Here is a 24,199-nt window from a genome sequence, read left to right on the forward strand (position 1 = left end):
ACAAATCTGCGCCCAATAAAAAACCCCGCAGACGTTAATCTGCGGGGCTTTGAATAGTGGAGGCCGAGGTCGGAATCGAACCGGCGTAGGCGGATTTGCAATCCGCTGCATAACCATTTTGCTACTCGGCCTCAAACGAAAGATGCTTCACTTGAACATCAAACGTGTTTTGATTTCGCGGGAAACCTGTATTTCTTTGGCTTCCAACCCATTGAATCTAAAGGGTTTTTTTCAATTCCTCGCTCAGGAATGGACGCAATTCTGTACTGGTTCGCATGCCATGTCAAGAACGAGGAGAAAATAATTCGCCCACGCTGTACCAGTGCAACCGCTACTGCGCCTGGCGTTCCAGAGGCGTATACGGTTTGAAGAACCCGCTGCCCATCCATTGCGGTGTTTTTTCCGTGGTCAGCGGCTGGGCGCGCTGGTAGCTGTTTGCGTTTTTCGCGTAGCCCTTGTGGTCGTACTCGGCCATGAACGGGTACGGGAAGACCTTGCGGGTACGTCCGCGATTGCCCACGTTTTCCTTGACCATGGACGCCGGCAGCGACTGTGCCAGCGGCCTCTGCCTGTTGCCGGCCTTGTCGGGGCCTGCCTGTCGGACAACGATGGCGTCCGGGGCCCGGCTTTTTTCGACCCAGGCCATGATCGGCGTCAGCAGATCGACCAGGCTTGGCCCTTCCCCGCCGCCGCAGTGATAAACGCCGGGCAGCAGGTACAGCCTCGAGAATGCCTCGGTGCGGCTCTTGCCCATCTGTGCTTCAAGCGCCTCGTGGTACGCCAGGGTGTTGAGCGGTGAGACGTTCGGGTCGGCCCAGCCGTGCCACAGGATCAGCTTGCCGCCGTGGCTGGCGAATGGCGAGAGATCGGGGTTGGTGGCGTCGTACAGCGCATGCAACGGGCGCAGTTGATCAAAGGTTTTCTCGTCGAAGTTCAGCGCATTCAAATCGAAACTTGCCGGTGGGTTCTTCTCGAACACGACGTTGCGAATGGCCTCCAGCGCGGCCTTTTCACTGTATACCGTCTGATCGGCGCTAACCGGTACGAACACGCCGGCCCAAGCCAATTCCGAACCCGGCTGCGGGCCGCCCAGGGTCAGTCGCTCACCACTGGCAGCGTCTTTCGGACCTTCGTAAAAGCGTCTGACCGTGGCCACCTCCTCTGCGCTCAGGCACGTGGCGGGGTCGGCCGACGCCTTGCATTGCAGCGCGGCGGGATCGAAGTGGCAGATACGCGGATCCGCTATCAGGCCGTCAATCTGTCCGTCCAGCACATCGCATTGGTCAAGTACGGCCTTGTGCAGCAATGGCAGTCGTGAGGCGAGCAAGATAGGCTTGACATCTGCCCCTCGGTTGGAGCGCGCCATCCAGCCGTGATACAGGGTTTTCTGCACTTGAAAGTTGAGCGCCGGGGCTCCGGCAATGATGCCGTCGAAATCGTCCGGGTAACGCTGTGCTTCGATCAACGCCTCGCGACCGCCGTCCGAGCAGCCACTGAAGTAGGCGTATTCTGCTTTGCGACCATAGAACGCGGCGATCAGTTTCTTCGAGGCCAGCGCAGTGAGGTGCACACCACGATGGGCGAAATCGGCGCGTTTTTGCGGATCATCGCCAAAATGCTCGTCTGCCGCCCGATGGCCCATGTCAGTGGAGGCCACCGCAAAGGCGCCGGCATTCAGGGATGTGCAGCCATCAGCGGCACGCACGGTCGAGTTGACGTTGCCACACAATCCGCCGCAGCCGACTTGCAGGTAGCGCTGCTCCCAGGTCCCGGTTGGCAGCTCAAGCCTGAAATTGATCTCCGGCGCCAGTTGGCCTTCCACCGCACACACCGCAACACCGTCACGCGTCGATTCACTGGCCGCCAGCACACGACTGCCCTGCCCGCCGATGTCACTGAGTTCCACGCTGCTCAGTGCAGCACAACTGCTGATCGGTTTGACCACTGCAAGCCGGGCCACGTTGTCGGCGGTCGCCGAGGATGCCGTACGGGCCAGAGCCGGCGTCTGAATGCTGAGTGAAGTGACCAGCAGCAACAAGGCGTGGGCGTACTTCGGCTGGGAGGGTTTCATGAGAACTCCTGTTCATGAAGGATCAAAACCACAGTGCGAACCTGCAAATGGCCGCACTGTGGGCAAGGGTAAAACGTTCAAGCCTGGCGATTATTCAAAGGCTAGTGGAAAAAACCATCACCGATTCCATCCGCCGCCCATGACCTTGTAGAGCGTGACGCGGTTGCTCTGCTCTGTCAGGCGCAGGGAAATCAGGTCCTGCTCGGCACTGTACAGCGAGCGTTGCGACTCGAGCGCCTCCAGATAACTCTGCGATCCGCCGCGGTATAGGGCGTCGGCCAGTTCGTAGCTTCTGCGGCTGGCATCGGTGTAGGCCTGCTGCGCGGCAAGCCGCTCATCCAGCGTGCTGCGCACCGCCAAGGCATCGGCCACTTCCTTGAATGCGGTCTGGATCGTCTGCTGATAGGTCTGAATCTGGATCTGGTTCTCGACCTTGGCCGAGTCAAGCGTGGCCCGATTGGCGCCGCCGTCGAAAATCGGCACGCTGATACTTGGCGCAAAGCTCCACGCGCCGGTTCCGGACTTGAACAGACCTGACAGGCTGGTGCTGGAAGAGCCTGCACTGGCAGTCAGGGTGATACTGGGAAAGAACGCCGCACGCGCGGCACCGATATCAATGTTCGCGGCTTTGAGTGTGTGTTCGGCACTCAGCACGTCCGGGCGACGCTGCAGGAGGCTGGAAGGCAGGCCATCCGGCACCTGCACCAATTGCGCCACCGACTGCATGTCGGCATCGGGCAGCAACTCCTCCGGCAGATCGCTGCCGACCAGCAGGCGCAAGGCGTTGCGGTCCTGAAGAATCTGGCTTTTATATTGCGCCACATCGCCCCTCGCCGATTCGACCGTTGTCTGCGCCTGGGCCACTTCCAGCCCGGAAGAACCGCCCAGCGCATGACTGTTTCTGGTCAGGTCGTAGCTTTTCTGCTGACTGGCCAGCGTGTCTTCGGCAAGTTTCAGAAGCTGGTTGTCGGCGGCCAGGGTCAGCCAGCCGGTCGCCACTTCTGCGATCGGGCTGATTTGCGTACTGCGCCGTGTTTCGGTCAACGCCAGGTAATCCTCAAGCGCTTCGTCCTGAAGGTTCTGGATACGCCCGAACACATCCAGCTCATAGCTGCTCAAGCCCAACTGCGCGCTGTACTCGTGGCTGATCGATGACTTTCCGGTCATCGAGGTGGATGACGGCGTGCGTGTATGCGTGCCGCTGCCACTGGCATCAATGGTCGGCAGGCTCGCCGCCCGCTCGATGCGATATTGCGCCTGCGCTTTCTCGACATTGAGGCTGGCCAGGCGCAGGTCGCGGTTATTCACCAGCGCCAGGTTCTGCAGGCGCACCAGGCGGTTATCGATGAAAAAATTCTGCCATTCGATATCCGTGGGCACGCTGCCCGACGCAGCCGGTTGGGCAGCCGTCGCTGGCAGCCATCGGCTTGAAACCGGCGCTTCAGGGCGCTGGTAATCCGGGGCCAGGTTGACGCAGCCCGCAAGCAGCGCCGTGACAGCCAGCGAAGGCCAGAAAAGACGCATCATGCTTCACCTGTAGATGTGGGTTGAGCCGCAGGAGCAGTGCCTGACGAACGACTGAAGCGGCGACGCACTTCCACGAAGAACAGCGGCACCAGAAAAATCCCCAGCACGGTGGCGCTGAACATGCCACCCAGTACGCCCGTGCCGATCGCATTACGCCCAGCCGAGCCGGCACCGCTGCTGAGGGCCAGCGGCAGCACACCGAACATGAACGCCAGCGAAGTCATCAGAATCGGACGCAGGCGTTGCCGGGCGGCAAGAAGGGTCGCTTCATGCAGGCTTTTGCCCTGTTCCTGAAGATGTTTGGCGAACTCGACGATCAGAATCGCGTTTTTCGCCGCCAGGCCCACGGTGGTCAGCAAGCCCACCTGAAAGTACACGTCATTGCTCAAGCCACTGATCCGCGTCGCCAGTACCGCGCCGACCACACCCAGCGGCACCACGAGCATGACCGAGAACGGCACCGACCAGCTCTCGTACAGGGCTGCCAGGCAGAGAAACACGAACAGCACTGAAATGGCATAGAGCATCGGCGCCTGGGAGCCGGACAGGCGCAGTTGATAGGACTGCCCGGTCCACTCGTACCCGATGCCTTCGGGCAGTTGCTTGATGATGGCCTCAACCGCATCCATCGCGGTACCCGAGCTGACACCTGGCGCAGGGTCGCCCACCACTTCAAGTGACGAGCTGCCGTTGTAACGCTCCAGCAACGGCGAACCATAGCTCCAGCTGCTGCTGGCGAACGACGAGAACGGGACCATTTCGTCATTGCTGTTGCGCACGAACCAATGGTCCAGATCGGCTGATTGCATACGCGAAGCAGCCTCGCCCTGCACGTAGACTTTCTTCACTCGCCCCTGATTGAGGAAGTCATTGATGTAGCTGCCGCCCAGCGCAGTGGACAGGGTCGAGTTGATGTCGCTGGTGGACAGGCTCAGCGCTCCGGCCTTGCGATCGTCGATGGTCACTTTCAGCTGCGGAGTGTCGTCCAGGCCGTTGCTGCGCACGCCCAGCATGCTCGAGTCCTTTCTCGCCAGCTCGATAAACTGCTCGCGTGCCGCCACCAGTGCCTCATGCCCCACTCCGCCGAGGTCCTTGAGTTGCACATCGAACCCCGAACTCTGCCCCAGGCCACGTACCGCAGGCGGCTGCATGACAAACACGCTGGCGTCACCGATGCTCGCCAGGGCCAGCGTCGCGCGCTGTGCCACCTGCGCTGCGCCCTGCTCCTTGCCGGAACGCTCGCTCCAGTCCTTGAGCTTGATGAACGCCCTGGCGGTGTTCTGACTGTTACCGCCCATCCCCAGCCCGGAAATGCTGATCAACGCCTCGACTTCCGGCTGTTTGAGCATGTAAGCCTCGAACTGCCGCATCACCGCCTGCGTACGGCTGTCGGTAGCGCCCACCGGCAGCTGGATCTGCGCCATCAGCGCGCCCTGGTCTTCATCCGGCAGGAACGAGGTGGGCAGACTGACGTAACCCACCGCCATGACCACCAGCACCAGCACATACACCAGCAGGCCCCGTCCGCGATGTTCGATGACTCCGCCCACGCCTCGCTGATAGCGATCGGCGCTGCGGTCGAACGTGCGGTTGAACCAGCCGAAAAAGCCACCGCGCTGTGCGTGCAGTTGCGCATCCGAGGCTTTGAGCATCGTTGCGCACAACGCTGGCGTCAGGGTCATTGCAACCAGTACCGAGAGCAGCATGGCCGAAACGATGGTCACCGAAAACTGCCGGTAGATAATCCCGGTGGAACCGCTGAAAAAGGCCATCGGAATGAACACGGCGCTCAGCACCAGCGCAATACCGATCAGCGCGCTGGTAATTTCATCCATTGATTTGCGGGTCGCCTCCAGCGGGCTCAGGTGCTCTTCGCCCATCACCCGCTCGACGTTTTCCACCACCACAATGGCATCGTCGACCAGCAGGCCGATGGCCAGGACCATCGCAAACATGGTCAGGGTATTGATCGAATAGCCGAACAGCGCCAGCACGCCGAACGTACCCAACAGCACCACCGGCACGGTAATCGCCGGAATCAGCGTGGCGCGCAGGTTCTGCATGAACAGAAACATGATCAGCACCACCAGCGCGATCGCCTCACCCAGCGACTTCACCACCTCCTTGATCGACAGGCTCACGAATGGCGTGGTGTCATAGGCAATGACTGTTTTCAGTTGCATTTGCGCGGGGTAGAACGGTTCGAGCTCCTTGAGTTTGGCCTTGATCGCTTCACCAACGCTCAGCGCGTTTGCGCCTGACGCCAGCTGAATACCCATCGCCGCCGCAGGCCTGCCATTGAGCGCCGAGTTGATGTCATAGCTCTCGCTGCCCAACTCCACTCGCGCCACATCGCGCAAGAGCACAACAGCGCCGTCACTGGAAGATTTGACGACCACGTTCTCGAACTGCTCGGGCGTCTGCAGCTTGCTGCGGGCACTGATGGTCGCATTCAACTGCTGACCTTCCACCGCGGGCAAGGCCCCCAACTGGCCTGCCGAGACCTCGGTGTTCTGCGCCTCCAGGGCCGAGCTGATGTCGGAGGGCATCAGTGAGTACTTTTCCATCTTCGCCGGGTCCAGCCAGATCCGCATCGCGTACCCCGACCCCAGGGTCTGAACGTCGCCGACGCCATCCACACGGCTCAGTTGATCGAGCAGCGTGCTGGAAATGTAATCACCGATCTGCGTGCCGGTGACGCTTTCGTTATCGGAGGCCAGGGCGACCAGCATAAGGAAGTCGGAACTGCCCTTGGTCACCGTCAAGCCTTCGCTCTGCACGCTTTGCGGCAGGCGCGACTCGGCCTGCTGCAGCTTGTTCTGCACCTGCATCTGCGCCACATCAGGGTCGGTGCCGGCGGCGAAGGTCAGGCTGATGCTCGCACTGCCCGCAGAGCTGCTGGAGGCGGACATATAAGTCAGCCGGTCCAGCCCCTTCATCTGCTGCTCGATGACCTGCGTGACAGAGTCTTCGACGGTCTTGGCCGATGCACCAGTGTAAGTGGCGGAGATCTTTACCGTCGGCGGCGCAATGTTGGGATATTGCTCAAGTGGCAGCTGGCTGATGGACAGCCCACCGGCAAACATGATGCAGATGGCAATGACCCAGGCGAAGATGGGCCGATCGATGAAGAAACGAGCCATATTCAGCCCTCCTTCACGGCAGCGGCAGTGGCCGCAGTACCAGACGCTGGCGAATCGGCGTTGTCAGCGCTCTGCACAGTAACCTCGGTGCCTACCGGGGTTTTCTGTCCGCCTTCGACCACGACTTGATCATTGGCCTTGAGCCCGCTGCTCACCCACCACTGGTTGCCCACCGTGCGGTCGACGCTGATCACCCGCTGCTCGATCTTGCCGTCAACCACCAGCAACACCGTGGTCTGGCCACTGGCACTGCGGGTGACGGCCTTCTGCGGAATCAGGATCGCATTCTGATCCTGCGCCTGCTCCAGCACCGCCACCACGTACATGCCGGGCAGCAACAGCCGCTCCGGATTGGCAAAGCTGGCACGCAGCGTCACCGTGCCGGTGCCCTCATTGACGCTGACCCCGCTGAATTGCAGGCGGCCTTCCTGGCTGTAGGTGCTGCCGTCATCCAGCTTGAGGGTGATTCGGGCTTCCCCGTCGCTGTTGGTTTGCAGCTTGCCGCTGGCCAGGTCGCGCTTGAGACGCAGCAACTCGGTGGTGGACTGGGTGACGTCGACGTAAATCGGGTCCAGTTGCTGAACCGTGGTCAGCGCAGTGTCCTGCTGGGCCACCACCAATGCACCGGGGGTCACGGTCGAGGTCTCGATGCGGCCGCTGATAGGTGCGGTAATCCGTGTGTAGGCCAGATTGATGCGTGCGGTCTGCACATCGGCCTCCGCCACTTTCACCTCGGCGGCGGCAGTCAGCAGGCTGGCCTCGGCGTCTTCTTTATCCTGCTGGCTGATGGCATCGATCTTGGCCAGTTGCACATCGCGTTTGGCGGTGGCCTGTGCGGACTTGAGCGTGGCACGGGACTTGGCGAGCGTGGCCTGCGACTCTGCCAGAGCCGCCTGGTAGGTCGCGCTGTCGAGTTGGTACAACGGCTGACCAGCCTTGATTTCGGCGCCTTCGACGAACAGTCGCTGCTGCACGATGCCACTGACCTGAGGCCGTATCTCGGCAACCATGTACGCTTTGGTGCGCCCCGCCAGCTCGGTGGTCAGCGATTGGCTGCGCGGTTTGACGGTGACCACCGACACGCTCGGTTTCTCCGCAGCAGGCGGCGAATTGCCGTCTGAACAACCGCTCAGAAGACCGATAAGGGCTGCGTAGATGACAAAGGTCAAAGTCATCAGGTATTTGGCGAAAATCTTGCTCGACATGATTGCCTCAGGACGTTGTGGCGAAAGCCTGACGCCAGAGTGCGAGGCAAATGTGCAGGAAAATTGAAGATTGCCGCGTTGACTTGAAACTTGCCGTCGCGAGGGCCTAAATGGACGCCGTCTTCAGGGAAACCCCGAGCCTTCATGAAATCGAGCATCTCCACCAAACTCTTTGTCGCGGTATTGGCCAGCGTGCTGTCAGTCATCCTGATCATGGGCCTGACCGCGAACTGGAGCTTTGCCCGCGGCTTTCAGGGTTACCTCAACGAACAGGCCATGCAGCGCATGTCGCCGGTCCTGCCACGGCTGGCCGCTGCCTATGCGCGCGAAGGCAGTTGGGAATTCATGCGTGACAACAAGGATCGCTGGTTCGAAGTGATGCGCCCGGAGCCGGCGCAGGATTTCGCCATCCCCGGGCTGGCGACGCCGCCTACCTCCGACCTGACCGGCGCAGTGTTCCGGATCGCGCTGCTGGATGCGCAGAAGAACCTGGTGATGGGCTTTCCAGGGGTCCATGACGATGAGTTCATGCGCCCGGTGGAAGTCGACGGCAAAATCGTCGGCTGGATGGCGGTCACGCCCTTTCAAAGTGTCAGCGAAGCCGGTGGCGAGCGCTTTCAGCAGTACCAGTTGCGTGCCAGCCTGGCGATGGGCGTGCTGTCGCTGCTGCTGGCGGTGCTGATTGCCTGGTGGATCGCGCGCACCCTGCTTGATCCGGTCAAACGTGTGGCCGCGGCAACCCATCGCCTTGCCGCCGGTGAATACGCCAGCCGCGTGGCGGTTTCCTCGAACGACGAGGTCGGTCAACTGGCGCGCGACTTCAACCAGCTGGCGTACACGCTGGAGCGCAATGAGAAGATGCGCCGCGAATTCATGGCCGACGTGTCCCATGAGCTGCGCACCCCGCTGTCGGTCCTGCGTGGCGAACTGGAAGCCATCGAGGATGGCGTGCGCACACTGGATCAGGCGTCGATGAAGTCTTTGCAGGGCGAAGTCGGCATGCTCAGCAAGCTGGTGGATGATCTGTATGAGCTGTCCCTGGCGGATGTGGGCGCCCTGACCTACCGCAAGGTCGACTGTGATCTGGCGGCGCTGCTGACGAATATCACCGACATGTTCGAAGAGCGTTGCGCAGCCCGTCAGTTACATTTGCAGCTGGAGCTTGCTGGCGGAGCTCTACCGGTGCACGCAGATCCGGGACGCCTGCAGCAATTGATCAGCAACCTTCTGGAAAACTCGGTGCGCTACACCGATGCCGGTGGCACAGTGCACGTGCGTGCTGCCCTGCTGGGTGATGAGGTGCACGTCGATGTGATGGATTCCGGCCCCGGCGTCGACCCGCAGCAACTGCCCAGACTGTTCGAACGTTTCTATCGCGGTGAAACTTCACGTAACCGCGCCAGCGGCGGTGCGGGTCTGGGGTTGGCGATCTGTCACAGCATCGCCCTCGCCCACGGCGGCAGCCTGAGCGCCGACCATTCGCCCACAGGCGGCCTCTGGCTGACCCTGTGCCTGCCCGGACACTTGCGCCCATGACCGCCACAAGCGTTGAAACACCGATTCTCATTGTCGAAGACGAGCCCAAGCTGGCGTCGCTGATGCGCGACTACCTGATCGCGGCCGGGTATTCGACCCACTGCCTGAGTAACGGGCTAGACGTTGTGCCCGCTGTCAGAGCGAACGCGCCACAACTGATCCTGCTCGACATCATGCTGCCTGGCCGCGATGGCATGGACATCTGCAAGGAGCTGCGCGGCTTCAGCGACGTGCCCATTGTGATGATCACCGCACGCGTCGAGGAAATCGACCGATTGCTCGGCCTGGACCTCGGTGCCGACGACTACATCTGCAAACCGTTCAGCCCCCGTGAGATGGTCGCTCGCGTCAAAGCCATCCTGCGTCGGAGCTCCTCCAGCGAGCCGCACACGCCCAAGGGTTTGCAGGTGGACGAAGCGCACTACCAGGCCTCGTTCAACGGTGTCACCCTGGACCTGACCCCGGTGGAACTGCGTCTGCTGGCGACCTTCGCCCGCTCACCGGGCCGGGTCTTCTCCCGTGACCACTTGCTGGACAGGCTCTACTCAGATCACCGCGTAGTGACCGACCGCACCGTGGACAGCCACATCCGCAACCTGCGCCGCAAACTGGAGCAGGCCTGCCCGGGTCAGGACCCGATCCAGTCGCTGTACGGGGTGGGCTACAAGCTGGAGTTGTGACCGGTCCTGTGCGGAGCATGGGTACGATAGTGACAGGACGATCGTTCCTCACGCTTCAGCGTGGGAATGCCTGTCGTGACGCTCCGCGTCACAAATCTGAGCCGCGTCGCCTGCGCAACGACAGTCATCACACCTCAGGCACTCTCCGTCTGCCGGTTGCTCTGCAGCGCAGCCAGGTCACGGAAGGCAGCGCCCGGATGACTTGCTTCCAGACGTGGCCCATCGCCAAACAGCTTTTCGCGCAACGTGCCTTTGGCGTATTCGGTCTTGTAGACGCCGCGCTTCTGAAGCTCAGGCACCAACAGCTCGACCGCATCGATGAAGGTTTCATGGGTCAGCGCGTACGCCAGGTTGAACCCGTCAACGTCGGTTTCTTCCACCCACTCCTGCAGCAGATCCGCCACCGTTTCCGGGCTGCCGACAAACAGCGGGCCGAAGCCACCGATTCCGACCCAATCGGCCAGTGCCTGCGGCGTCCATATCGTGTTCGGGTCTGCGCTGGAAAAGGTCTCGACCGCCGACTGAATGGCATTGGTGTGAACGTGACGAAGGGGTTCGTCGGGCTTGAACTGGCTGAAGTCGATACCGGTCCAGCCGGAAATCAAGGCCATCGCGCCCTCATAACTGACCCAGCTTTTGTATTCCTCGAATTTGGCCCTGGCCTTGGCATCCGTCTCGCCGAGGATCACCGTCTGCAAATTGAAAATCAGCACCTTGGACGGGTCGCGACCGGCCTCTGCGGTGCGCCGGCGGATATCGGCCACGGTCTTTTTCAGCAGGACTTTCGAGGGCGCTGCAACGAAAACGCATTCGGCGTGCTCGGCGGCGAACTGCTTGCCGCGACTTGAAGCGCCGGCCTGATAGAGCACAGGCGTGCGTTGCGGCGACGGCTCGCACAAATGGATGCCAGGCACCTGGAAGTGTTTGCCGACATGGCGAATCTCGTGGATTTTGGTCGGATCACTGAATACGCGGCGCTCCCGGTCACGCAGAATCGCGCCGTCTTCCCAGCTGCCTTCCCAGAGTTTGTAACAAACCTCCAGATACTCCTCCGCGTAGTCGTAGCGCGCGTCATGTTCGGTCAGGGTTTTCTGGCCCAGGTTCTTCGCACCGCTTTCCAGATACGAGGTGACGATATTCCAGCCCGCACGCCCCTTGGTCAGGTGATCCAGCGTCGACAGGCGACGGGCAAACGGATAGGGATGTTCGAACGACAGCGACGCGGTCAGGCCGAAGCCCAAATGTTCGGTCACCAGCGCCATGGGCGGGATGAGCTGCAACGGGTCGTTGACCGGCACCTGAGTAGCCTGGCGAATTGCCGCCTCACCGTTGCCGCGATAGACGTCGTAAATGCCCAGCACATCGGCAATGAACAAACCATCGAACTTGCCGCGTTCGAGAATTTTCGCCAGATCAGTCCAGTATTCGAGGTCCTTGTACTGCCAGGAACGGTCACGCGGATGTGCCCAGAGGCCCGGCGATTGATGGCCGACGCAGTTCATGTCAAACGCATTAAGGCGGATTTGGCGAGGCATGCACTTACTCCTGAAGCTGTGGCGGAACCACGCCGTTGAGGCGTTGATTGCCGATAACCTTATAGTGCCAGCGCAGCGGCTCACGGCCGGCCGGGGGTGGCAATAACGGGCGCTGCCCGGTCAATTCGTACTGAATATCGCCCACCGCCTGCAGAGCCTCGGCGCTGGCAATGACCGCCTCGCTGCTGGCGATCAGGTGTTGCTCGGCCGAAGCGTCCAGACGCCCGGCGCGCTCCAGCAGCGCGGCGGCGACGTCCAGACGAATCTGCAGGTCCCCGACCTTGCTGATCACATAAGGGTCATCGACCACGCGCTGCAGACCACTGAGCGACCACGGCCGACCGTGCTCACGCAGGTAATCGAGGGTGTCTTGCAGGCCCTGGCGCGCCCGATCAAGGTCTTCGGCGGCGACCGCCAGTTGTGCGGTAATAGCGGGATGCGTCATGGGCATACTCCTTGATCAGTTCCAGGCGTGGCGTGGCGGTGCAATGCCGTTGAGCACCTGATTGCCGATCAGGTGATATTTCCAGCGCGCCGGGTCATGCAGCGTGTGGGTCCGCGCGTTGCGCCAGTAGCGGTCGAGATTGAGTTTGCCGAGCACCGAGCGGGTGCCGGCCAGTTCGAACAACTGGCTGCCGGCGAGCAAGGCAATCTGCGCCGACAGCACCTTGGCCTGGGCGACAATCACCGAGGCCTGTGCAACGCTGGCTTCACTGGGTTCGGCCAGGGCGTGGTCGATGGCCTGCCCGGCTTTGGCGAGGATCGCGTCGGTGCCGTGCAGGCGCCACTGCAAGTCGCCGATGGCGGCAATGCTGAACGGGTCCTGCCAGCCGAAATCCTGCTTGCTGTCTATCCATGGCCGCGCCAACCGGGCGTGCTTCAGGGTTTCCTCGAACGCGCCGTGAGCAATGCCGGTGTCCACCGCGGCCTGAATGATCTGCGAAATCGGCCCATTGGCCGTCGGTTCGTCGAAAGCGCGATACGCCGGGATCACCGCACTCGACGGTACGCGAACGGCTTTCAAAACAGCCCCGCCGCTGGCCGTGGTGCGCTGCCCGAAACCGTCCCAGTTATCGATGATGGTCAGGCCCGGATTGTCGCGTTCGACGAAGGCGATGAACGCCTGATTCTGCTCGTTGACGCCTGAAACCGGCACGAGGTGCGCGAACAGTGCGCCGGTGCAGTAGAACTTTTCGCCGTCCAGCACCGCGTGCTCGCCCTCGAAGCGAATCCGGGTCTGAAAGGCGCCGGCGTTCTTGCTTTTCGACTCGGAGAACGCATTGCCGAAGCGGTAGCCGGCCAGCGCCTTGCCGAAGTAGTGGCGTTTCTGCTCCTCGGTGCCGGTCTGCAAGAGGATATCGAGCACGCCCAGGTGGTTCTGCGGGATTTGCCCGAGTGAAGGGTCGGCGGCAGAAATAAGCTTGATCACTTCCGCGACGGTGACATAGGAAACGCCCGCACCGCCGTAGGCCTTGGGTACGGTAATGGCCCACAGTCCACTGGCGGAAAACTCATCCAGCTCGGCGACTGGCAGACGCCGTTCGCGATCACGCGCTGAAGCTTCCTCAGCGAAGCGACCGGCCAGTGCCCTGGCCACTTCGATGGCTTCGGCATCCGAACCAATGACGTGCGCGGCGGGAGGTGCGGCAGTGGGAAGAGAGGAAGGAAAACTCATGGACAGGCTCCTGCTCGTTGGCGACAGGTTGAAAACACTCAACACGCTTGACCCTGAACATTGCACAGCCCATGCCGAAAAATAATTCATTTAAAATCAATAATTTGCATATATCAGCTCATGCATGACGGCACCCCGCAGAGCAAAATGTTCGATCGCTGTTGCTGGCCGAACAGCGGCGCACTCACAGCACATCCAGCGCAGGCACAGGTATTCCAAGGCCGACGAGCTGCCGGCATGGCTGACAACGCTGTGCGATTGGCCAGCCAGCGGTCATGCCACTGTTGGCTGATCAACAAGAAAAACAGCGAATCATAAATAAATCATTAAAATCAATCAGTTACATTCAGGCACAAAGCATGCAGAGAGCCTGGCGAACCTTCCACCGGCCCATGTGCCGATCTCTTCGCGCTCAGGAGTACTGCATGACTCAAACAACCGGCTCAAACCCGCTCTCGCTGGGGACCGATTACGAAACCCTGGCCAACCGATTTCGCCCGATCTTCCGTGAGATTGGCGCTGGCAGTGTCGAACGCGAAAAAGCTCGCGCCCTGCCCCATGAGCCTATTGCCTGGCTGCAGAAAGCCGGTTTCGGCGCTGTGCGTGTGCCTATCGAATATGGCGGTGCGGGTGCATCGATCAGCCAGCTGTTTCAACTGCTGATCGAGCTGGCCGAAGCCGACTCGAACATTCCGCAAGCCCTGCGCGCGCACTTCGCTTTCGTCGAAGACCGCCTGAATGCACCACCCGGCGCGGACCGTGACCAGTGGTTTGCGCGCTTTGTGGCCGGGGATCTGGTGGGTAACGGCTGGACCGAAGTCGGTGCGGTGAAAATCGGCGACGTGATTACCAAAGTCAGCCCGCAAGGCGACGGTTTCGTGCTCAACGGCACCAAGTTTTACAGCACCGGCAGCATCTTTGCCGACTGGATAGACGTCTACGCCCAGCGCTCCGATACCGGCGCCGATGTGATCGCGGTCGTCGACGCCAGGCATGCCGGCGTGCGTCACAGTGACGACTGGGACGGGTTCGGCCAGCGCACCACCGGCAGCGGCACCTCGGTCTACAACAACGTACCGCTGCCGGCCACACACGTCATACCGTTCGAGCAACGCTTCAAATACCAGACGGCGTTTTATCAATTGGTGCTGCTGGCGGTGCTGGCCGGGATTGGTCGAGCTGTCGAACGCGACATCGCTCAGGAAGTGCGCGATCGCAAACGCGTCTTCAGCCATGGCAACGCCGGGAGCGTCAGCCAGGACTCACAAGTGCAGCAAGTGGTCGGTCAGGTCGCCGCTCAGGTTTACGCCGCCGAGGCCGCAACGCTGCGCTCCGCCGAGCCGTTGCAGCGTGCGTACCTGGCACGCTTCGGAGATGACCCACAGCGGGAAAAAGACGCCAATATCGCCGCCGAAATCGAGACCGCCAAGGCACAGGTGATCGTCTCGGAACTGGTACTGCGCGCTGCCAGCGATCTGTTCAACGCACTGGGCGCTTCAGGTGTCAGCGTCAACAAGGCGCTGGATCGCCACTGGCGTAATGCGCGCACAGCGGCATCGCACAATCCGCTGATCTACAAGGCGCGCATTGTCGGTGACTGGCGCATCAACGGCACCGAGCCGCCGTTTGTCTGGCAGATCGGCAGCGGTAAAGGTAACGCTTGAGGGGCACTTACGCCGCGTTACGCAGCAGGTGGCGACTGGTAAAACTGAACGCCAGCACCAGAAAGATCAGCGCCCCGGTCGCAACCTGCTGCCAATAGAAGTTCCAGCCGATCAGCAACAGGCCATTGGCGATCACGTTGATGAACAGCACGCCCAAAAGTGTGCCCGGAATATTCGGACGCCCTTGACGGCTGAGCGTCGTACCGATGAACACGGCGCCGATGGCATTGATCAGGTAGGCGTTGCCTGACATCGGCACGTAGGCGTTGACCGTCGAGCTGAGCAGGATACCCGCCACTGCGCAGGCCAGCGCGCTGGCGAAAAACACCTGCACGGCAATGCGTCGCGTGGGCAGGCCCGAGTAATACGCCAGTTGCGGCTGCGTGCCCAGCGCAAGGATTTCCCGTCCCAGACGCCCGCGCGCCAGGACCAGCCCGTAAAGTCCTGCCAGCAACCCGACCACCAGCAGCGGCAATGGCACGCCGAGGATCAGCACAGCGCTGATCCCCGGTAACACGCCCTGAGCGATATAGATCGGCTGGCCACCGTCGGATAACAACTGCTGCACGCTGGTGCCGATAAACAGCGTACCCAGCGTCGCCAGAAACGGCGAAATACGCAGCCCGGCGATCAGCATCGCGTTGAACGCCCCGGCCATGCCACCTGCCAGCATAGCGACCGCAATGGCCGCCCCCAGACCATGACCGCCATTCAGCGTGACCACAAAACCGAGGCTGGCAAAGTCCAGCGCCGTTCCCACCGACAGATCGATACCGCCAGCCGCAACAGCCCAGGTCATGCCGATTGCCACGATGGCCAGCAACACGAAGTTGTTCAGTACCAGACTCGACAGGTTGCCCCAACTCAGAAAGCCCGGCGCATTGATCGCGAAAAACAGCAGGATGATCAGCACCAACAGCGGCAGGACCGCTGGCAACAGGCGCGGCAGAACCTTGATCAGCGTCGAAGAGTTCGTCAGGGTCAGCGTATTCATTGTTCACCCTCCCGGCGGCCGAATGCTCCGGAAAATGCCACCACCAACAGAATCAACACGCCTTGCACGCCGTTGACCCAGAAGCTGGAAATGTTCAGCAATTGAAAGCCGTTGATCAAAAAGCCCAGCAGCAGCGTCGCCAACAGCGTGCCGGGAATGTTGGCGGTCAGACGCCGCGAGAACACCACACCGAGAAAGGCAATGGCCACCACTGACAGCAACATGTCACCGGAACCGGTCGTGCTGCCACTGAAAAAAGCTGCGGAGCAGAATGCAGCCAGCGCGGCGCAGCCTCCGGCAATCAGGTAACTGGCAAGCACATAGCGCCGCAGATTCAACCCGGCAGCCTCGGCTGCTTGCGGGTATTCACCGATGGCGTACAGACGCAAGCCGAACGCGCTGTGCTGAATCACCAGCCACAACACCGCCGCGACGCCCAGCAGCACCCAGGCCAGCGCAGGAACACCCAGCCAGACGCCGGACGCCAGGCTGTCCAGCAATGCCGAGTCGGTCGCGAGCACAGTGTTCTGGGTCAGCACCAGTTCCAGGCCGGCAATCAGGTTCATGCTCGCCAGCGTTGCCAGTAACGGCGGCAAGCGTAAAAACACCACCGCCAGACCGTTGAACGCGCCGACCAGCAGGCCGCAGCCGAGCGTCAGGCCAATCGCTTGCCAGGCATCGAGCCCGGCATTGTTCAGGCTGCTGTAGACGGCCGCACACAGACCGAGATTGGCCGCCAGCGACAGGTCCAGGCCGCCGCTGACCACATTGGAACCACCACCGATAACCACGCAGGTCAGGCCCAGCGCGAGTATGCCGAGCGTTGCTGACTGGGCGAACACGTTGCTGATGTTGCCGAGGCTGAGGAAGTCAGGCGCACTGACGGCAAAGCCGAGCAGAATCGCCAGAAACACCAGCAACGACCCGCGCTGCGCCAGTTGCACGAGCCAGCGTTGCGCTGGATCGCCAACCTGTGCGATTGATAGATCAAGCGCGGACATAATGGGCCTCCGGAGGGCATGATTGGCTGTCATGGTCGCTTTCACTGGCGCCCGTGGCGCAGGCCAGCAGCTGATCGCTGTCGGTGCTCAATGAGTCGAATTCGCCTGCAATGCGTCCTCTGTGCAGGACCACAATGCGCTGAGTGATGCCAATCAGCTCCGGCAAGTCCGACGACAGCACCAGCACCGCTGCACCGCCCTCCGCAAGCCGGGCAATCAACCGGTAGATCTCCACCTTGGCGCCGATGTCGACACCCACGCTGGGCTCGTCCAGCAGGTATAACGTCGAATGGCGGCTCAGCCATTTGCCCAGCGCAACCTTTTGCTGGTTGCCACCGCTGAGCGCGTGCACCGGCGCATCATGGCCTGAGGTCTTGATTGCCAGTTCATCGATCAGGTGTTGGCTTTCCCCGGCTTGCGCCGCAGCGTCGAGCAATCCCCAGCGGCTGAAGCGCCCCAGGCTGGCCAGCGTGATGTTCTCCAGCACCGAAAGCGCCGGTGCCACGCCATGCGTGCGGCGCTCCTCGGGGACCAGCGCGATGCCATGGTGTACCGCGTCACGTGGTGATTTCAGCTGCAACGGCTGACCGTTCAACAACAGTTCGCCGCGATCCGGCTTGAGCAGCCCGAACAGGCTTTTGAGCAGCTCCTTGGCACCCGAGCCGACCAGCCCGGTCAGGCCCAGCACTTCGCCACGCCGCACGCTCAGGTCAACGCCGTCGTAGAAGCGCCCTGCCCCCAGCCCGCGCAGTTGAAGCACGGGCGTGCCGGGTAATGTCCGGGCACGAAAATATTGCTCGCCGACCTCCCGATTGACCATCAGCCGGGCGATCTGCGCGGTGCTGGTGAGTGCCGGATCGACCACCGCCACATCGCGTCCGTTACGCAGCACGGTGACCTGATCACACAGCGATTCGATCTCCTGCAAATAGTGGGAAATGTAGACAATGGTCAGCCCTTCATCGCGCAGGCGGCGGACAATGCCCAGCAAGCGGTCCACCTCCTGCTTGACCAGTGACACACTCGGCTCATCGAACACCAGCACCTTCGGCCTGGCCAGCAACGCACGAGTGATCTGCAGTATCTGCCGCTGAGCGCTGTCCAGGTCACGTACCAAAGCCCCCTCAGGCAGGCGCATGGCAAAGTAATCGTCCAGAAGCCTTGCCGCTTCACGCTCCTGGGCGCGGCGATCGACGAAGGGGCCACGCTTGATTTCCTGCCCGAAAAACAGTGCCTCGCCGACGCTGAAGCTGCCCGGCAGCAGTCGCTCCTGATGAATGAAATGCACGCCTGCGGCTTCGACCTGACGCGGCGTGAAACTGTCGAACGGCTGGCCGTGAATACTCAAACTGCCGGCATCGGCACGATGAATACCAGCGAGGATCTTGATCAGGGTCGACTTGCCCGCCCCGTTTTCTCCCACCAGCCCGTGAATCGTTCCGGCCTCGACCTTAAGGTTTACGCCGTCCAGCGCCTGGGTGGCGCCAAAGCACTTGCTGATACCCGCCAAGTGCAAGGCCGGTGGCGCCACTTCAACGTCTGCAATCGCTGATCCCATGATCGATCTCCCGCGTCAGTTATCGCCTCTGAGCTTTTGCACGTCAGGCAGGTTGGCGACCGTCGTCAGCAGGGTTGGCACCTGGGTCTCCTTCGGCAGATCGTGCTGTCCGGCCAGGTAGCGGGCGACGTTCTGCACCGCAGTCTTGCCGATCAGTGCAGGCTGCTGGGCAACCACGGCGCCCATCGGCGAATCGTCGCGGCGCATCAGCTCGAGCACTTCCGGTGTGCCGTCGACGCCGTAGGTCTTGATTTCGGTTCTGCCGGCATCGATCAGTGCCTTGCTGGCGCCCAGTTGCGGGATGTCCCAAGCTGCCCAGATCGCCGAAACAGTGCCTTTGGGGTACTTGTTGAGCAACGCCGAGACTTGCGAGTAGGCGTCCTGAACCGTGTTGGGAATGACATCGCGCAACTCGGGCTCGATGATTTTCAGCTGCGGATGATCCTTGAGTGCCAACTTGAGCTGGTCATAACGAATGGCGCAGACCGGCACGCCATAAAAGCCATTGAACACCAGCACATTACCCTGGCCACCTGCGTCCTTGATCAGTTGCCCGGCCAGTGCCTTGCCCGTGGCCACGTTGTCGGACGTGGTGTTGTTGAGGCTGTATTGCGATGGCGCATCAATGGTCAACAGCGGAATCCCCGCCTTGCTGATGCGCTTGAGCCAAGGGTCGATAACACTGAGGGTGCCGAGGGTCTGGATCACTGCATCCGGCTTTTGCGTGACCACGGTCTGCAATTGATTGACCAGGTTCTTGTCGTTGCGACCGGCATCGAGCGTGATGGGCGTGCCGCCCAGGCGCTTGACCTCATCCACCTGCGCCTGGAAGGCCTTGATATCGAAGTAGTGACTGGTGCCGGTCATGCTGATCGCAATGCGTTTGCCCGCCAGCGAAGGCACGTCGCTGTCCTCGGCATACGCAGTTGCGACGAGACTGGTGCCAACAGGGTCATCAACAGTGTGCGCCCTATTGCATGCAGGCGGTTTGTCTTGAAGGTCGGGACGGCATCAGGCATTCGGGTGGCTCCGCTGGCTCAGGAAAACAATCCTGATCGGCAGTGCACAGGTCATGCCCAAAGCCGTGCGCTGCGACTGGCTATGGCGCGAGGCCCGGCGGCAGGCGCTTTCGCGCCATTGCGCTGGATGGTGTGGGTGCGCAGTAGCCGGTTTTACCGGCGCAAACGCCGAACACATTGTCGGTTCGCTGTTGCCCGTACAACAGCGAATCGATGCGGGAGCGTGCCTGCTACAGGAGCGTGTTATCTGAGCTTGAACTGCCCCAGCGTGATCGTCAGATCACTCGCCAGCTCGGCCAGCGACTGGCTGGCGCTGCCGGTCTGGCCGGTGCGCACCGCCGATTGTGCCGACAAGTCACGGATGCGCACCAGGTTGCGGTCCACTTCCCGCGCGACCAGCGCTTGTTCTTCAGAGGCGCTGGCGATTACCGTGTTGCGCTCATCGATGACCATGACCGAACTGGCGATGCTGGCCAGCACAGCATTGGCCGACTCGGCCTGTTGTTTGGTGCGCTGCGCCTGATCGGTACTGACTTCAAGCGCAACCAGGGTACTTTTGGTGCCCTGCTGGATGTGCCCGACCATGGTTTCGATCTCGCGAGTCGATTCGCTGGTGCGGTGTGCCAGAGCGCGTACCTCGTCGGCGACCACGGCAAAACCCCGTCCGGCATCACCCGCGCGTGCCGCTTCAATGGCAGCGTTAAGGGCCAACAGGTTGGTTTGCTCGGACACCGCGCGAATGACATCCAGCACCTTGGTGATATCCAGCGTGCGGGTTGCCAGCGCCTGCGCCTCGACCGACGCGGTGCCGACATTGCGGGTCAGCTCAAGGATCGACTGGACGGTTTGATTGAGCTCTTCCTTACCTTCGCGGGCCGACACCGAAGAGGCTTTGGATTCTTCCGAGGTGGCCACCGCATTACGCGCGACTTCATCGACCGCCTGGCTCATCTCGGTGACCGCGGTGGCCGCCATTTCGATTTCGCTGTTCTGCACCACCAGGTCGGCGTTGCTGTTGACCATCAGGGCGCTCATTTCTTCCGTGGCCGACGCCAGTTGGTGAGCGGCATCGCCCACCTGACTCAGGGTCTGGCTCAGATTGCCGCGCATGCGCTCCATCGATTGCAGCAACAGGGCCGCTTCATCAGTGCCCTCACGGTTGATTGCGCTGGGACGCAGGTCGCCCGCAGCAATGGTTTCCGAGCTGTGCAGCGCCTGACTGATCGGCACTGCCAGACTTTTGGTCAGGCGCCAGGCGAGCAATACGGTCAGCAACACCGTCAGAAACATAACCCCCTGAGTGACGATCAGGGCGTTTTCATACACCGACGTCGCTGCAGCGCTGGATTCGGCTTCGGAGTCATCATTGATCTTTTCCAGCTTGCCAAGGGCGGCTTCGATACTTTCCGCCATGGCCTTCATCTCGCCCCAGACGAGCCCCCTTCCGGCCTCTGCCTGATTCTCGTTGATCAGCGTATAGACCTTCTCGGCACGCTCGATGTAGCCCTGATAAGTGCTCTTCAGCCCCTCGAAGAGCGCGCGCTCGTTATCATCGGTGATCAGCGGGTCGTAGGCCTCTACGGCCTTTTGGAAACCGGCCTTCCTTTCAAGAAACTCGTTGTGAGCCTGAGCCACCTGCGCAAGATCATGCGTGGCAAGCATTTTGGCCACGGTGGTGCGGGTTTTCTCGACCGCCAGGGCAATATCGTCACCCAGCGCAATCCCTGGAAGCGCGTCGTTTTCGATTTCAAGCGATTGCTCACGAATACCGTGCAATTGCCGAATGCTGAAAATACCAAGCCCGAACACCAGCACCACCATCACAGCAAAGCAGGCGGAGGTCCGCGCGGCTATTTTCAGCTGTCTCAGCATCTTCAATCCCCTTCCCGTGACCGGTAAATAAATGAGTATCGTCATTCCTATCGGCAGAACAGGAAAAAGGATGAAGATGCTCCGAACAGAGAGGTGCCACTATTATCAAGGCCCACCCGAATCGAAGCTTATGGTAGGTTTCGCGACGCTCGATAATCGCGAGATGGACGGGTCTTTTCACCCTTCAGACTGACTTCCTGGAGCTGCCATGAAACCTTGCTACGCCGCCGCACTGTTTGCTCTTTCACTGCCAGGCCTCGCTCACGCAGGCGATGCGCTACCCACCTACTCCGCCATCACCCAGGCGTTGAACACTGGAGAATCGGTCGCCGTGGTGATCGACCTGGGACAATGCAAATCCTCGATCGCAGGCGCCGAGCCGTCCAAAACCAAAGGCGGCAAACGCATCGATGCCTATCGCATCACACCCGACGGCACCCTGGCGTTTTCGGACACTCACTTCAGCCTCGATCGCGATAACAAGCCCATCGAGCAATTCATTCGCTATCAGATACGCTCGAACGGCACAGCCACATTCAGCATGACGACACTGAATGTTCCTGGTTATCAGCAGGTGGGCACTCCGGTGAGTTATGAGTGTGCGGTCGGCAAGGGACTAAGCTTTTTTGCCGGATGAGCTGGCTCAACGCATGACTGCATAAACAGGAAGAGGTCGGCGTGAGGGAGAGACCAGCCCCACGCCGTCAGAATTAAAGCTCGCTGCGCGTCTTCACGTCAGCTGTTTTTTTCAATGTCTGCTTGCCGGTCGTTGACCTGAAAAATGCTGACACGCAGGCTGTCATCCCCCGGCTTGATGCTCACCCTGCCGACGTACAGATTCCGCTGCAAGTGATCATGCGCACCGGCAGGCACGCTGAACTGCTTGCTGCACGTAAAACTCGATTCGGTCAAAGGCGCCCGGTCCGTTTCATGCCCTGCCAGGAGCCCCTCGCCTACTACCTCTATATTCACTCCTTGATCAGTGAACAAGGTGTAGTACAGGCTGACACGCGCAAGGTCGTCGTCCTGGGGCACCAGATAAAGGCTGCCTCCAGGAAGTACCTGCCCCTGCAATCGCTCGCCACGAAACTCTCCACCCTGTATTTCACAGCTGCTGCGCTGCATCTTCGAAGGGTCGCAAAGCAATTGCGGCTTATCGATACGCAGGTGAATGGTCAATATTTCATGCAACTGCATCGTCTCTATCCCCTACGTCCCATCGTGCATGTGAAGACTGATGATTCGTTCATAACTGCACCAAGGTGTATGTTTTAGCCCGGACGCCTGGAAACTGTCAACTTAAGCGAACCGATTGGTACTGTTATGAGGGGTATAGGAAGGAATGCATTCAAAGCTTGTCGCTCACCGCCCAGGCCTTCAGCGTTCATGACGCCGCAGCACCTCCACCCTGCTGGTACTCTCGCGGCGTGCAGCCGAACTCGCGACGAAACACAGTGTGCAGGTATTGCGCAGACCGAAAACCGCAATCGCGGGCGATCTCGGCAATGGCCAGCCCGGTGTTTTCCAGTCCGTTTGCAGCGGCAGCCAGTTTGAAACGCAGAATCTCGTCATGCACGCTGCAGCCCCTTACCCGGCGAAAGTGTGACTCCAGTGACGAACGCGAAACGCCCACGTAGGCGGCTACCTGTGCAGTCTTGATGCCTTGACACGCGTACTGCCGGATAAACAGCAGCGCTTGCATGACATAGGGGTCACCCAAAGGCTGATGCAGACTCGACGCCTGCACGTTGACAGTATCCGGCGGTATCAGAATGTGTGTGCCCGAGGACGGCATGCCGTGCAACATCTGGTGCAGCAGACGTGCAGCGGTGCGACCCATGGTGTCGGTGCCTTGAACGACCGAGCTCAGAGGCACGCGAGTGAGGGTTCTGGTCAAAGGATCATTGTCGATGCCGATCAGTGCCACCTGTTCGGGAACGGCGATTCCGGCGGTCAGGCAGGCCTGCAATAGCTGACGAGCGCGCGCATCGGTCACGGCGATGATGCCGATCGGCTTGGGCAGGCTTTGCAGCCAGGCGATCTGTTGTTCTACGGCGCTGTCCCAGAGCGGCGCGCTGGTGCCCAGACCACGATAGACCTCGGCGTGCAGGCCGTCGCGTTGCAGCAAGCGGCGAAAGGCCTGCTCGCGCTCCTGGGCCCAACGATTGGCTTGCGCTTCAGGCAGGCTGAAGCAGGCAAAGCGTGTCAGCCCGGCCTCGATCAGGTGCTCATAGGCCGCCTTGATCAAGGCGTGATTGTCAGTCGCCACATAAGGAATGCCCTTCGGGTAGGCGCGTTCGTCCTGATAGGACCCACCGACTGCCACCACCGGCAATTTGATTCCGGCCAGTGCCTCGCCGATCAGCGGGTCATCAAAATCGGCAATGATCCCGTCGCCCTGCCAGCGCTCGATGCCTTTCAGGCGACAGAGGAAATCCTCCTCCAGAAACAGGTCCCAGGACACCCGGGTGCTGCTGAGGTAGTTGCCGATGCCGCTGATGATACCGCGGTCATAAATCTTGCTGCCGTTGAATAACAGCGCAATACGGTGAACGGGAGGTACGGTTTTCATTGTTTTTATGCCGATTCGATAAGCACGACGCCGTTGGCCAAAGACTAGGCCGCTGACCGGCGAATCTCAACACTCAAAATCGCACTGTGCGTTGGCGATTTTCATAATCAGCGCACGCTGGGCCGTTGCTAGTATCCAGACACCGCC

17 protein-coding genes, 1 tRNA gene and 1 pseudogene are annotated in these 24,199 nt (G+C 60.9%); 4 read left to right on the top strand and 15 right to left on the bottom strand.

Annotated features, from left to right (window positions below; all coding sequences use genetic code 11):
- Positions 1-57: 57 nt before the first annotated feature.
- The 5 genes from LCH65_RS17890 to LCH65_RS17910 form a co-directional block, all read right to left on the bottom strand.
- Positions 58-131: transfer RNA gene (locus tag LCH65_RS17890), tRNA-Cys, on the bottom strand.
- Between the two features lie 200 nt (positions 132-331).
- Positions 332-2,071 carry a tannase/feruloyl esterase family alpha/beta hydrolase gene (locus LCH65_RS17895; protein ID WP_226439688.1) on the bottom strand — a complete coding sequence of 580 codons (1,740 nt, stop codon included), beginning with the start codon at positions 2,069-2,071 and terminating at the stop codon, positions 332-334.
- Positions 2,072-2,188: 117 nt separating this feature from the next.
- On the bottom strand, positions 2,189-3,595 hold the full coding sequence (locus LCH65_RS17900) for an efflux transporter outer membrane subunit (protein WP_226439714.1): 1,407 nt from the start codon (positions 3,593-3,595) through the stop codon (positions 2,189-2,191).
- A complete protein-coding gene (locus LCH65_RS17905) occupies positions 3,595-6,741 on the bottom strand; it encodes an efflux RND transporter permease subunit (protein ID WP_096128122.1) in 3,147 nt (1,048 codons plus the stop codon). The genes LCH65_RS17900 and LCH65_RS17905 overlap by 1 nt, the downstream gene beginning before the upstream one ends.
- A 2-nt stretch (positions 6,742-6,743) precedes the next feature.
- Positions 6,744-7,946 (bottom strand): efflux RND transporter periplasmic adaptor subunit, encoded by a 1,203-nt coding sequence (locus LCH65_RS17910; RefSeq protein WP_003435486.1) that lies wholly within the window; start codon positions 7,944-7,946, stop codon positions 6,744-6,746.
- Positions 7,947-8,090: 144 nt separating this feature from the next.
- Between LCH65_RS17910 and baeS the strand changes: the two genes are divergently transcribed.
- A complete protein-coding gene (gene baeS, locus LCH65_RS17915; RefSeq protein ID WP_226439689.1) occupies positions 8,091-9,482 on the top strand; it encodes a sensor histidine kinase efflux regulator BaeS in 1,392 nt (463 codons plus the stop codon).
- A complete protein-coding gene (locus tag LCH65_RS17920) occupies positions 9,479-10,162 on the top strand; it encodes a response regulator (RefSeq protein WP_003435490.1) in 684 nt (227 codons plus the stop codon). Before baeS ends, LCH65_RS17920 begins: the two co-directional genes overlap by 4 nt.
- 134 nt (positions 10,163-10,296) lie before the next feature.
- On the opposite strand, the gene LCH65_RS17925 is transcribed toward LCH65_RS17920, so the two are convergent.
- Genes LCH65_RS17925 through LCH65_RS17935 form a run of 3 tightly spaced genes read right to left on the bottom strand, consistent with a single transcriptional unit; the run spans position 10,297 to position 13,372 of the window.
- Complete coding sequence (locus LCH65_RS17925; protein ID WP_058417381.1) at positions 10,297-11,697, bottom strand: LLM class flavin-dependent oxidoreductase; 1,401 nt, start codon at positions 11,695-11,697, stop codon at positions 10,297-10,299.
- Positions 11,698-11,701: 4 nt separating this feature from the next.
- The gene (locus tag LCH65_RS17930; protein ID WP_003364275.1) at positions 11,702-12,142 is read right to left on the bottom strand and encodes an acyl-CoA dehydrogenase; all 441 of its coding nucleotides are present in this window, start codon (positions 12,140-12,142) and stop codon (positions 11,702-11,704) included.
- A 15-nt stretch (positions 12,143-12,157) separates the two neighbouring features.
- Positions 12,158-13,372 carry an SfnB family sulfur acquisition oxidoreductase gene (locus tag LCH65_RS17935; protein WP_046719339.1) on the bottom strand — a complete coding sequence of 405 codons (1,215 nt, stop codon included), beginning with the start codon at positions 13,370-13,372 and terminating at the stop codon, positions 12,158-12,160.
- 425 nt (positions 13,373-13,797) lie between these two features.
- Here LCH65_RS17935 and LCH65_RS17940 point away from each other — a divergent pair, with 425 nt between their 5' ends.
- Positions 13,798-15,036: an acyl-CoA dehydrogenase family protein gene (locus LCH65_RS17940; RefSeq protein WP_003364280.1), complete on the top strand. Its 1,239-nt coding sequence runs from the start codon at positions 13,798-13,800 to the stop codon at positions 15,034-15,036.
- Between the two features lie 7 nt (positions 15,037-15,043).
- Here LCH65_RS17940 and LCH65_RS17945 read toward each other — a convergent pair whose 3' ends face one another.
- The 5 genes and pseudogenes from LCH65_RS17945 to LCH65_RS17965 form a co-directional block, all read right to left on the bottom strand.
- Complete coding sequence (locus tag LCH65_RS17945; RefSeq protein ID WP_046719338.1) at positions 15,044-16,030, bottom strand: ABC transporter permease; 987 nt, start codon at positions 16,028-16,030, stop codon at positions 15,044-15,046.
- Positions 16,027-17,031, bottom strand: a complete 1,005-nt coding sequence (locus tag LCH65_RS17950; protein WP_046719337.1) for an ABC transporter permease — start codon at positions 17,029-17,031, stop codon at positions 16,027-16,029. Before LCH65_RS17950 ends, LCH65_RS17945 begins: the two co-directional genes overlap by 4 nt.
- Positions 17,018-18,589, bottom strand: coding sequence for a sugar ABC transporter ATP-binding protein (locus tag LCH65_RS17955; protein ID WP_096107624.1), 1,572 nt, complete (start codon positions 18,587-18,589; stop codon positions 17,018-17,020). The genes LCH65_RS17950 and LCH65_RS17955 overlap by 14 nt, the downstream gene beginning before the upstream one ends.
- 15 nt (positions 18,590-18,604) lie before the next feature.
- Positions 18,605-19,608 (bottom strand): annotated as a pseudogene (locus LCH65_RS17960) (sugar ABC transporter substrate-binding protein).
- A gap of 243 nt (positions 19,609-19,851) precedes the next feature.
- Positions 19,852-21,480: a methyl-accepting chemotaxis protein gene (locus LCH65_RS17965; RefSeq protein ID WP_187809530.1), complete on the bottom strand. Its 1,629-nt coding sequence runs from the start codon at positions 21,478-21,480 to the stop codon at positions 19,852-19,854.
- A 208-nt stretch (positions 21,481-21,688) separates the two neighbouring features.
- Here LCH65_RS17965 and LCH65_RS17970 point away from each other — a divergent pair, with 208 nt between their 5' ends.
- Positions 21,689-22,117 carry a VirK family protein gene (locus tag LCH65_RS17970; protein ID WP_003364296.1) on the top strand — a complete coding sequence of 143 codons (429 nt, stop codon included), beginning with the start codon at positions 21,689-21,691 and terminating at the stop codon, positions 22,115-22,117.
- A 98-nt stretch (positions 22,118-22,215) separates the two neighbouring features.
- On the opposite strand, the gene LCH65_RS17975 is transcribed toward LCH65_RS17970, so the two are convergent.
- Together LCH65_RS17975 and LCH65_RS17980 are read right to left on the bottom strand one after the other, a co-directional pair.
- Positions 22,216-22,686 (bottom strand): DUF3237 family protein, encoded by a 471-nt coding sequence (locus tag LCH65_RS17975; RefSeq protein WP_226439715.1) that lies wholly within the window; start codon positions 22,684-22,686, stop codon positions 22,216-22,218.
- A gap of 178 nt (positions 22,687-22,864) precedes the next feature.
- On the bottom strand, positions 22,865-24,052 hold the full coding sequence (locus LCH65_RS17980) for a XylR family transcriptional regulator (protein ID WP_003364299.1): 1,188 nt from the start codon (positions 24,050-24,052) through the stop codon (positions 22,865-22,867).
- Positions 24,053-24,199: the final 147 nt, after the last annotated feature.

The sequence above is a fragment of the Pseudomonas sp. MWU16-30316 genome, from assembly GCF_020515645.1.
Lineage (GTDB): Bacteria > Pseudomonadota > Gammaproteobacteria > Pseudomonadales > Pseudomonadaceae > Aquipseudomonas > Aquipseudomonas cerasi.

Excerpts from the sequence above, each read along its gene's own strand:
- LCH65_RS17895 (WP_226439688.1), bottom strand. The coding sequence starts at position 2,071 with ATGAAACCCTCCCAGCCGAAGTACGCCCACGCCTTGTTGCTGCTGGTC.
- LCH65_RS17900 (WP_226439714.1), bottom strand. The coding sequence starts at position 3,595 with ATGCGTCTTTTCTGGCCTTCGCTGGCTGTCACGGCGCTGCTTGCGGGC.
- LCH65_RS17905 (WP_096128122.1), bottom strand. The coding sequence starts at position 6,741 with ATGGCTCGTTTCTTCATCGATCGGCCCATCTTCGCCTGGGTCATTGCC.
- LCH65_RS17910 (WP_003435486.1), bottom strand. The coding sequence starts at position 7,946 with ATGTCGAGCAAGATTTTCGCCAAATACCTGATGACTTTGACCTTTGTC.
- baeS (WP_226439689.1), top strand. The coding sequence starts at position 8,091 with ATGAAATCGAGCATCTCCACCAAACTCTTTGTCGCGGTATTGGCCAGC.
- LCH65_RS17920 (WP_003435490.1), top strand. The coding sequence starts at position 9,479 with ATGACCGCCACAAGCGTTGAAACACCGATTCTCATTGTCGAAGACGAG.
- LCH65_RS17925 (WP_058417381.1), bottom strand. The coding sequence starts at position 11,697 with ATGCCTCGCCAAATCCGCCTTAATGCGTTTGACATGAACTGCGTCGGC.
- LCH65_RS17930 (WP_003364275.1), bottom strand. The coding sequence starts at position 12,142 with ATGACGCATCCCGCTATTACCGCACAACTGGCGGTCGCCGCCGAAGAC.
- LCH65_RS17935 (WP_046719339.1), bottom strand. The coding sequence starts at position 13,372 with ATGAGTTTTCCTTCCTCTCTTCCCACTGCCGCACCTCCCGCCGCGCAC.
- LCH65_RS17940 (WP_003364280.1), top strand. The coding sequence starts at position 13,798 with ATGACTCAAACAACCGGCTCAAACCCGCTCTCGCTGGGGACCGATTAC.
- LCH65_RS17945 (WP_046719338.1), bottom strand. The coding sequence starts at position 16,030 with ATGAATACGCTGACCCTGACGAACTCTTCGACGCTGATCAAGGTTCTG.
- LCH65_RS17950 (WP_046719337.1), bottom strand. The coding sequence starts at position 17,031 with ATGTCCGCGCTTGATCTATCAATCGCACAGGTTGGCGATCCAGCGCAA.
- LCH65_RS17955 (WP_096107624.1), bottom strand. The coding sequence starts at position 18,589 with ATGGGATCAGCGATTGCAGACGTTGAAGTGGCGCCACCGGCCTTGCAC.
- LCH65_RS17965 (WP_187809530.1), bottom strand. The coding sequence starts at position 21,480 with ATGCTGAGACAGCTGAAAATAGCCGCGCGGACCTCCGCCTGCTTTGCT.
- LCH65_RS17970 (WP_003364296.1), top strand. The coding sequence starts at position 21,689 with ATGAAACCTTGCTACGCCGCCGCACTGTTTGCTCTTTCACTGCCAGGC.
- LCH65_RS17980 (WP_003364299.1), bottom strand. The coding sequence starts at position 24,052 with ATGAAAACCGTACCTCCCGTTCACCGTATTGCGCTGTTATTCAACGGC.